Source organism: Promicromonospora kroppenstedtii DSM 19349, assembly GCF_000515355.1.
GTDB classification, from domain to species: Bacteria; Actinomycetota; Actinomycetes; order Actinomycetales; family Cellulomonadaceae; genus Promicromonospora; species Promicromonospora kroppenstedtii.
This window is the reverse complement of record NZ_KI911655.1, coordinates 7,205-16,541: the sequence shown is the minus strand read 5'-3', so window position 1 is coordinate 16,541 and position 9,337 is coordinate 7,205. Positions and strand designations below refer to the sequence as shown.

General features: G+C 69.7%; 9 protein-coding genes, 1 other RNA gene and 2 pseudogenes. 7 read left to right on the top strand and 5 right to left on the bottom strand.

Features of this window, described 5'->3' with window-relative positions; genetic code table 11:
- Positions 1 to 253: pseudogene (locus PROKR_RS34575) on the bottom strand (aminoglycoside phosphotransferase family protein); the annotation flags it as partial.
- 361 nt (positions 254 to 614) lie between these two features.
- Positions 615 to 1,208, bottom strand: a complete 594-nt coding sequence (locus tag PROKR_RS10635) for a hypothetical protein (protein ID WP_211240100.1) — start codon at positions 1,206 to 1,208, stop codon at positions 615 to 617.
- Between PROKR_RS10635 and PROKR_RS10630 the strand changes: the two genes are divergently transcribed.
- Positions 1,207 to 1,638 (top strand): winged helix-turn-helix transcriptional regulator, encoded by a 432-nt coding sequence (locus tag PROKR_RS10630; protein WP_245605787.1) that lies wholly within the window; start codon positions 1,207 to 1,209, stop codon positions 1,636 to 1,638. The two genes, PROKR_RS10635 and PROKR_RS10630, sit on opposite strands and share 2 nt — an antisense overlap.
- 81 nt (positions 1,639 to 1,719) lie before the next feature.
- A complete protein-coding gene (locus PROKR_RS10625) occupies positions 1,720 to 2,283 on the top strand; it encodes a dihydrofolate reductase family protein (protein WP_036962955.1) in 564 nt (187 codons plus the stop codon).
- 226 nt (positions 2,284 to 2,509) lie between these two features.
- Here the strand turns inward: PROKR_RS10625 and PROKR_RS10620 are convergent, their stop codons facing one another.
- Positions 2,510 to 3,298: an SDR family NAD(P)-dependent oxidoreductase gene (locus PROKR_RS10620; RefSeq protein ID WP_245605791.1), complete on the bottom strand. Its 789-nt coding sequence runs from the start codon at positions 3,296 to 3,298 to the stop codon at positions 2,510 to 2,512.
- Positions 3,299 to 3,385: 87 nt separating this feature from the next.
- Between PROKR_RS10620 and PROKR_RS10615 the strand changes: the two genes are divergently transcribed.
- The 4 genes from PROKR_RS10615 (at position 3,386) to PROKR_RS30675 (ending at position 7,782) form a co-directional block, all read left to right on the top strand.
- A complete protein-coding gene (locus tag PROKR_RS10615; RefSeq protein WP_245605786.1) occupies positions 3,386 to 3,799 on the top strand; it encodes a TetR/AcrR family transcriptional regulator in 414 nt (137 codons plus the stop codon).
- Positions 3,800 to 3,805: 6 nt separating this feature from the next.
- Positions 3,806 to 3,940 (top strand): hypothetical protein, encoded by a 135-nt coding sequence (locus PROKR_RS37835; protein WP_281171693.1) that lies wholly within the window; start codon positions 3,806 to 3,808, stop codon positions 3,938 to 3,940.
- A 69-nt stretch (positions 3,941 to 4,009) separates the two neighbouring features.
- Positions 4,010 to 5,242, top strand: a complete 1,233-nt coding sequence (locus tag PROKR_RS10610) for a cytochrome P450 family protein (protein ID WP_051432866.1) — start codon at positions 4,010 to 4,012, stop codon at positions 5,240 to 5,242.
- Between the two features lie 452 nt (positions 5,243 to 5,694).
- Complete coding sequence (locus PROKR_RS30675) at positions 5,695 to 7,782, top strand: cytochrome P450 (RefSeq protein WP_169736381.1); 2,088 nt, start codon at positions 5,695 to 5,697, stop codon at positions 7,780 to 7,782.
- A 322-nt stretch (positions 7,783 to 8,104) separates the two neighbouring features.
- Here the strand turns inward: PROKR_RS30675 and rnpB are convergent.
- Both rnpB and PROKR_RS10595 read right to left on the bottom strand, forming a co-directional pair.
- Positions 8,105 to 8,503, bottom strand: an RNA gene (gene rnpB / locus PROKR_RS30680) — RNase P RNA component class A.
- 46 nt (positions 8,504 to 8,549) lie between these two features.
- Entirely contained in the window at positions 8,550 to 8,933 is a 384-nt protein-coding gene (locus PROKR_RS10595) for a tautomerase family protein (protein WP_036962949.1), read from the bottom strand.
- 188 nt (positions 8,934 to 9,121) lie between these two features.
- Here PROKR_RS10595 and PROKR_RS34570 point away from each other — a divergent pair.
- Positions 9,122 to 9,337 (top strand): annotated as a pseudogene (locus PROKR_RS34570) (peroxide stress protein YaaA); the annotation flags it as partial.

Here is a 9,337-nt window from a genome sequence, read left to right as displayed (position 1 = left end):
CGGCCGACGACGCCTCCGACGGCGCGCCGAGCACGCCGAGCGCCGTGCCGGGCACGGCGGCGATCGCGAGCGCAGGGGGTTCGCGCCAGAGGATCGCGGGGGTCGGGATCGGCGCCAGGGCCATGGCCCGCACCTCGACGTCGGCGTGCGCCAGGTCGCCGTCGACCTTCAGGAAGATGTCGCCGACGCGCAGCGTCGCGCGCTGGCTGTGGGCGACGACGACCTCGACCTGATCCGTGCCGGGCTTGTCCATGCCGGCCATCCTGACGGAGGAGGCCGCGGATCTCGCCGTTTTTTGCGCTAGTCGTGTCTCCTGTCGAGCAGTGCCCTGGCCATGCGGTCACGTTGTCGGCGAGCTGGTAGACGCCGACGACCAGCTGAACGGCGCCAACGATGATCGCGGTGCCGCCGATGAACATGAGGAGCACCGACGTCTCCGAGATGGGCACCACATGAAGCCCCAGGATGAGGAAGAGGACGGCCGCGCCACCGAGGACCGGGCCGAGCCCCAGTGCGAGAGAGCCCGCGGAACCATGGACCTTCTGCTCCGTGGATTCGGCGTTCGCGGAACCGATCGTCTCGTCGCCCATGGAGTGAAGGGTGCGGCCCGGCCGTCAGCGCCGGACCCGGCGGTCCACCGCGATCCAGTTCGTCTCCCACGTCGCGCCGTCGTCGGCCGAGAACGCCTGCTCGAACCTCGCTTCGCCCTTGCTCACGCGGGTGATGAGGAACCGCACCTTGATCGGCCGGTCGCCGAGGTGATCGTCGCCGTAGAACGTGCCGACGCCGTCGTGGAATCCGCCGTACACCGCAGGGGTGAGCAGCCCGTCGCGCATGTTGACGAACGTGAGACTCCACCGCTGCGCCTGCGGTTCGTACAGCCTGAGGTTGAGCGCGTCGATCCGGCCGTCCGGCCCCGAGACCTCGAGCTCGACGACGTTGGCCCGCCCCTCCGAGAGGGGACGCACGATGCTGGTCCCGCTGAACTCGAGCCACTCGTCCGGCGACTCGGAGAGCGGGTCGGCGAGCACCCGCACCGACGATCGCCAGGTGCCGATCTCCCAGTCGAAGTCCCGTTGGCCGTCGACGACGGCGGGCGTGGGATGTGGTGAGGCGTCACCCGCCGCCGTCGTCGCGAAGAACGCCATCGTGAAGAAGAAGGTGGCGGAAAGTCCTGCGGTCAGGATCTTTCGGTATGGAATGGTCATGGGTTCGACTATTGAGCGGAGCTCTGTCATGGACAAGAAGGCACCTGCGGGTAACCCCTCGCGCCGCAACCCCTTGCCAGGCTGCCCGATGGCGGCGGCGTTCAGCGCGATCGGCGGCAAGTGGAAGCTGACGCTGCTCTACTGGCTCGCCCACGGAGAGTCCCACTTCGCCGGTCTGCGCCGCAGGAGCGCGCCCATCACGCCCAAGGTGCTGGCCGAGCAGCTGCGCGAGCTCGAGGCCGACCGACTCGTCGAACGCGTGGTGACCGGGCCCGTCCCGGCGCCTGTCATCTACCGGCTGACGCCGTACGGGGCGACAGTGCTGCCCGTCGTCGAAGGGGTCAGGGTGTGGGGTGAGGCCCACCTGGTGCGGACGGATGGCACGGCGGCGTCGGACCTGGCGATGAGCTGCGCCGACACGATCGGGTAGCCGGTACGGATGGTCGTGCCGATGAGTTCTCCGCGGTGTGCCGGTCTGTGCTGGAGACCGACGGACGGAAGGTAGAACGCCATGCGGAAACTGCTCTACGGCATGAACCTGAGCGTGGACGGCTACATCTCCGCGCCCGGCGACGACCTGGGCTGGAGCGAGCCGAACGACGAGCTGTTCCAGTGGTGGCTCGGCGAGGAGCGGGCCATCGAGCTGTTCCTGTACGGGCGCAGGCTGTGGGAGACCATGAGCTCCTACTGGCCGACGGGCGACCAGCAGCCGGGCGCCACTGCGGCAGACATCGAGTTCGCGCGGAACTGGCGGGACACACCGAAGGTGGTGTTCTCGTCCACCCTCGACGAGGTCGACTGGAACGCCCGGTTGTTCGCCGGCGACGCGGTCGCCGAGATCGCCCGGCTCAAGCCCGAGGACGGCGGGCCGATGCGGGTCGGTGGAGCGAAGCTGGCCGCGGCGGCCATGCGGGCCGGGCTGATCGACGAGTACACGATCGTCACCCATCCGGTCCTGGTGGGTGGTGGCGCACCGTTCTTCACCGTGCTGGACAGCTGGGTGAACCTGAGGCTGGTGGAGACGCGGACGTTCGCCGGCGGGGTGGTCCTGAACAGGTACGAGACGCGGCGCTGAACCACGCTTACAGGCGTTCACCGCCTGTGGCGCCAAGGATCTGGGCCGTGACCCAGCGGGCATCGCGGGAGGCGAGGGCGCCAGCAACCTGGGTATCGACGGATCGCGGATCACGGATCGGGGAGCTCGGTCCACCGGCACGTTCCGGTGGGCGCAACAGCGGCCGGGATCGGTGGAACTCCACCGATCCCGGGCGCTCTCGAGAATCGCCGAGCCGCGCGTCGCGCTACGCGCCGTATCCCCCGTCGATCCTCAGCACTGCGCCGGTGACGTACGAGGCCTGCGGGCTGGCGAGGAAGACGACGCCTGCGGCGATCTCCTCCGGCCTGGCGTACCGCCCCATCGCCGCCGTCGGAAGGAACACGGATGCCGCAGGGCCGTCGGCGGGGTTTCCTTCCGTGTCGACGAACCCGGACTGGATGACGTTCACCGTGATGCCCCGGTGCGCCAGATCACGCGCCGCGCCCCGGCTGTATCCCTCAAGGGCCGACTTCGTGCCCGCGTAGTACGCCATCCCCCGGAAACCCGCCCGTGTGCCCACACCCGAGCTGACGCTGACGATCCGGCCGCCGTCGGGCAGCAGCGGCAAAGCCGCCTGGATCGCGGCCACCACGCTGGTGTAGTTGACGGCAAGCTGCCGGTCGATGGCAGCCTGGTCCCGGGCCTCGCTGTCGACCAAGCCTCCGCCACCGACGGCCGCGTTGTTGACAAGGATGTCCAGCCTTCCGAACTGCTCGGCCACCCGATGGACCAGGCCCGCCGCCTGCGCCACATCCGCCTGGTCGGCTCGGAAGGCCGCCGCACGGACGCCCCTCGCCTCCAGGTCGGCAACCAGAGCCTCGGCTCGATCCGCCGAGGACGAGTAGCTGATCGCGACGTCGGCACCCTCGTCAGCGAGCGCCAGCGCCGACGCCGCCCCGATCCCCCGAGACCCACCAGTCACGATCGCCACCTTGTTGTCCAGCTTTCCCATGTGCTTCTCGCTTTCCGTACGTGATGGAGTTCTTGACGGCACGGTCCACAATAAGGATGCTGGACCAACCGGTCAAGAACTCGTACGCTGGTTGCATGGCACGTCCGAGAGCCCTTCGACGACAAGCAGGTGCTGATCTCCGTACAGGAGCAGTTCTGGGACGCTGGTTACGCCGCGACCTCGCTGGAAGACCTGATGCGAGTCAGCGGGCTGGGCAAAGGCAGCCTCTACGGGGCGTTCGGCGACAAGCGCCAGCTCTTCCTCCGGGCGCTGCGCAGCTACACCGATGGCCAGCATGACCAGCTTCGGAAGGTCCTCGCCGAGACTCCACGGGCTGTGGACGCACTACGCATGCTCTTCGAGGCGCCGGCGGACGACCCGACCGGCGCAAGCTCGCTGCGCGGCTGCCTGATGGCCAACAGCACCTACGAGCTCGGCAACGCCGATCCGACCGAGATCATGACGTTCGCCACCCAGCTCATGGCGATCGTTCTACCGGAGCGGACAGCAGGTCACCACAGGATGGGGTCGAGCTGGCCCTGAGCGGCCATGAACAGAGCGTGGGTCTCGCGAGAGGCGTTCCGGGTGCTGGCGTTCGCGACGGCGATGAGCCCGGACCTGGCCGCCGTGGGGAAGTACGCCGCGTGTTTCGTGTTCTCTGCTGCCCGTGATAGAAACGCCTGATCGGGCGTCTACGCAGGTCGCCCCCGATTTCGATGGATAATTTGGATGAATGTCGAGGGGTGGAGGGGCATGCCTGACCTCGAACCGCAGCGGAGCGGGGGCCGGGTCGCGCTGGTGGACCTGACCGGTGCAGAGGACATGACTGCGGCACTGCGCAAGCTGCAGGACCAATGGGGGCCGGTGGCCCCCGTGGACCTGGAGCCAGGCGTACCGGGCTGGCTCGTGCTGGGGCACGCCGAGGTCATGGAGGTGATGCGCACCGAGAGCGTCTTCGCCCGGAACCCACGGCACTGGAGAGAGCAGCTACCACCGCAGTCGACCCTGCACGCCATCCTGTCCCCGACCGGACGGCGGAACCTGTACTTCTCGGACGGAGCGGAGCACCGGCGGCTGCGGCTCCCGGTGGACGAGGCGTTCGCCGACATGGACGAGGTCCGGACGGCAGCGCTCGTGCGCGTCGTCTGCGCCCGGCTCATCGACTCGTTCGCCGCCAAGGGCAGTGCGGACCTGATGGGCGAGTATGCGGCGGCGGTGTCGTTCCTGGCGGTGTCGGGCATGTTCGGCTTCGACGAGCGGCAGGGGGTCGACCTGTTGCGCTGCGCGAGCGAGATCTTCGGGCACGGCGGCGATCCCGCGTCAGCCCTGGTCCGGATGGACCAGATCGTGATGGACCACGTCATCGCGACCCGGGCGGAGCCAGGCCCGAACCTGACCACCAGCTTCATCGAGCACCCGAATTTCGAGGACGACACCGAGATCGTGCACTCCATGGTGATCGCGATCTGCGCGGCCAACGAGATGCTCGTGACCTGGATCGCGGCCACACTTCGCCGCATGCTCACCGACCCCCGGTACACCGGCCGCGTCACCGGCGTGCGCCGCGGCCTGGACGACGCGATGGACGAGACGCTGTGGAGCGAGCCGCCCGTGGCGAACCTGCCCGCCCGGTACGCCGTGACCGACTGCACCCTCGGCACCGCCCAGATCCGCGCCGGTGACGCGATAGTGATGGGCGTGGCCGCCGCGAACAACGACCCGCGGGTACGCACCAGTGACGACCTCTTCGAGGCGGGCAACCGGTCGCACCTGTCCTTCGGCGTCGGGCCGCACGCGTGCCCCGCCAAGCGCCCCGGGCGGCTCGTGGTCAAGATCGCGGTGGAGAGCCTCATGGAACGGCTCGACCTGAGGCTCACCGACCCGGTGGTGAAGTGGGCGCCATCGCCGTGGTCGCGCTACCCGTCCACGCTGCCGGTGACGTTCACTCCCGAGCGCCAGGCCGCCCGCACGCCTGCCCGCGTCTGACCTGCCCCTGGAGCGTCGGACGGCATCGACGTGCGCCTTGCCGTTCACACAAGTCTTCGTGCGCCGTGCCCGCGCCGGGTTCGCCGTCGGGGACCTGCATCTTGCAGCATGAACTCGAGGTTCCAGCGCGCCTCGTCGACGATGTTGGCGACTCTCCCCGAGGCGTCGCACCTCTCCGCCGACCGACCCGGCAATGACGGTGTCGTTCGTGACGAACCGACAGGGGTCTTCGACACCGGGGTCGGCGTGGCAGGCGGTTGCCGAGGCTGCCAGGTTGCGGCAACGGCGCACAAGACCACCCACACCGTCACATGGCTGCCTCATAGTCACTTCTTTACGCAATGGTCACACGGCGACCCGCAAGGGCCGAATGTTCTGCCCGGTATGCACGTTATGTTTAACGTTGTCCGTCGGCAGACGAGATGGTGTCTTGGCTGAAGAAGGAGCCCCCAGTGCCTGACCACAGCGGTAGATCCCGGAAGACGGCAGACGCCGTCGCAGCCAGTTCGGACCGCAATGCCCGCCGCCGCGTGACCAAGCTGATCCGGCACCTGAGCACGCCCGAAGGGCGCGCCGACCCCCACGCCGTCTACGACGAGCTGCGGGCCATGGGCCCGGCGGTACGCATGCCGTGGGGAGCCTGGATGGTCACCTCGCACGGCGCGAGCCACGAGGTGCTCAGCGGATCCGGCTGGCGCACCGTGGACGCCGCCTGGCGCACCGCGCGCCAGCCGACGTGGGTGCGGCACCCGGGCCTGAAGTTCCTGCACGACTCCGCGCTCGGCACCAACCCGCCCGGGCACGCCGGGCTGCGCCGCAGCCTTGGCTCGTTCGTCTCGCCGCAGTCGGTCGCTGACCTCACACCGCAGATCGTCCAGACCGTCCACGAGTACCTCGACCGGTTCGATGCCGTGCTGCGCGCCGACGGCAAGGCGGACTTCGGGGCCCTGGTCGGCGACCGGCTGCCCATGGCGGTGCTCTGCATCGTTCTCGGGCTGCCGCGCGAGGACATCCCGCTGCTGTGCGAGATGAGCCGCATGCTCTCGAACGTGCACGACCTCGCGCCGAGCAAGGCGCGGATGGCGCAGGCCGACCGCGCGGGCAAGCTGTGGAACGCGTACTGGGAACAGCTCGTAGCCCAGCCCAGACCCCGGCTCACGGAGGACTCCCCGCTGGGAGAGTGGCTCGACACCGAGACCGACCCCGCGGTGCGCGCGGTGGCCGGCTCCCAGCTCAACGTCATGATCGAGGCGGGCCTCGAGACGACGACGTCCCTGCTGTCCGACGGCGTGGTGCAGCTCCTGCGCCGGCCCGACCAGGCCACGTGGATGCTCGAGCACCCGGAAGCCGTGCACGGCGCCGTCGAGGAGCTGGTCCGCTTCGTATCGCCCGTACAGCTCATGACCCGGTACGCGGCGCAGGACACGGAGCTGCCGGGCGGCATCCCGGTGGCAGCCGGGCAGATCGTGCACGCCGTGGTCGCCGCGGCCAACCACGACCCCGACGCCTACGACTCGCCGCACGACCTGAACCTCTCGCGCCCGCCCCGCCGCAACCTCGCCTTCGGCGTGGGCATGCACTACTGCCTAGGCGCGCCGCTGGCCCGTCTGGAAGCGACGACACTGTTCCCCGAGGTGCTGCAGCGGTTCGATCTCGAGTTCGCCGGGCCAGTGGGCTACGACGAGACCCTCGCCTTCCGCGGAACACGTTCGGTGCCGGTACGGCGGCGACCCCGTCCAGCCGCGACCGCGGGTGCTGGTGCGGCGGTGGCCGCTGGTGAGAGCGCGTCCGCCGCCGGACCCGTCGTGGTCAACCGCGAGGACGCCGTGCTGGTGGTGACCCTCACGCGGCCCGACGGCGACAACCGGCTCGACCGAGCGACGCTGACCGCCCTGGGCGACGTGCTCACGACGCTGCCCGACGACATCGCCGCCGTCGTGCTGCGCGCCGAAGGGCGCCACTTCTGCATAGGCGGCGACCTGGACGAGCTCGCCCAGCTCGCCACCAACGACCCCGACGGCTACCGGAACCTCGTCGAGCTCAGCGACGACGTGCTGCGCGCCTGGCGCACCTGCCCGGCGGTGACAGTCGCGGCACTGCACGGCAACGTCGCCGGAACAGGGCTCGGGCTGGCGGTCGCGAGCGACCTGCGCGTGGCCGCCGAGGACGCACGGTTCCGCGCGCCCGAGACGGTCGTCAGCATCCCGGTGGGTCCGAGCGAGGTGCTGGACCGCCTGGTCGCCGAGATCGGTTCCGGCTGGACCCGCGCCATGCTGCTGCTCGGCGATGCCATCAACGCCCAGGAGGCGCTGGAGGGCGGGCTCGTACAATCCGTCGTCCCGACCGAGAACGTGTGGGCCGAGGCCAAGCGCCTGGCCCGGCGCATCGCCCGGCGCGACCGGCAGGCCATCCGCGTCACCAAGCAGACGATGGCCCGGCTTCCGCACGACGGTCCCGATCCGACGGAGGGCACCGACGTGTGGGAAGCACCACTGGCCCAGGCCCTGCGGCGCCGGATCACCCTTGGCAACGCGAGGTAGCGAGTCGTCGTCGACGAAAGGCCGGCGGGGCCAGCGACAATGCTGGCCCCGGGAAGCGCGCCCGAGACGATCGTCAGCATTCCGGTCGGCCCGAGCGAGGTGCTGGACCGGAACTCGCGGCGACCGTCGTCCTGGCGGTCTGGAGACGGCGACCCGGACGCCGGCAAGTTCACGTTCGAGGAGCACGCCGAGCACTGGCGGACGCTCCAGGTCCATCGCGGCAACACAGAGGAGCAGGTCGATGTGGTTCTTGAGATCCGAACGTGATCTCGCCCCTGGAAGCCTCCGACTGATGCTCCGATTCAGGTCAGGGCCTTAAATGCGGACGAGCCGGTCTGTACGCCGGGTTCTGTTCCCGCGCGCGGTTACCCCCGCGCGGGCGACGGTCATCCATCTAGGCCCTGCGTTGCCGCAAGGCTCGAGCGGTCTACCCGACTGTGCTTCTCGCAAGAGAATCGAGCGAGCAGCCCTCGAACACAGTCTGTCTGACCTTGCTCCAGGTGGGGTTTACCTAGCCGCCGCCGTCACCGGTGGCGCTGGTGGTCTCTTACACCACCGTTTCACCCTTACCCCCGGTCCGAGGACCGAGGGCGGTCTGTTTTCTGTGGCACTGTCCCGCGGGTCACCCCGGGTGGCTGTTAACCACCACCTTGCCCTGTGGAGCCCGGACGTTCCTCGGCGGGCACCCGAGGGTGCCCGACGCGACCGCCCGACCGACTCGTCCGCAGGTAGAAGAGTACCGTCAACTCTCCGCACCGCCCGCCCGTTCAGACGTCCACGCGATAGCTCAGCGCCAGCTCGTCCCCCGATACCCCGCGAATCCCCCAGTTCTCGCGCGGGCTCTCCACGATCACGACCTCCAGGTCGTCCGCGGACAGCCCGAGGCGCGGGGCGACGTCGTCGTACAGCGCAGCGATCAGTGCCCGCTTCGCCTCGGGACTGCGTCCGGTGAAGCAGACGATCTCGACGATCAGGTAGGCGTCCGAGCGCGGGGCGACCAGGTCGCCGTCGTCCAGCAGGAGAAAACGGTGGAACCGCTTCTCCGCCGGGAGCTGCCAGGTGCGCACGAGCGCCTCGTGCAGCGCGTCGGAGATCTCCGCCCGCCGCCCGCCCCACACCGACCGGTTCCCGTACACCTTGATCTGCGCCATGCGCGTCAGCCTAAAGCGATGCTGCTGCCCGCCGGAACAACGAGGTGAACGTAGGGTTCGTCGGCGTCTGAGCCGCCAGAAGGCGACGAACCCTACGTTCGCCGGCTGCGCCGCCCGCGGTCGCCGGCCGCGGGCAGCGTGACCGGCCTCATGCGCGCACACCTGGGTCCGCGACCTAGGCTGGGCGGGTGCTCCTGCTCCTTCCGCCCTCCGAGGGCAAGACGCCCGCGCCCGACGGCGCCGCTCCCCTCGATCTGGCCGCCCTCGCCCACCCGGAGCTCACGGCCCGACGCCGCCAGGTGCTGACCGAGCTGGCGCAGGTCAGCGCGCGGCCCGGTGCGACGACGGCCCTCGGAGTCAGCGACGGGCTCGCCGAGGAGGTGGCGCGCAACACCGCGCTGCAC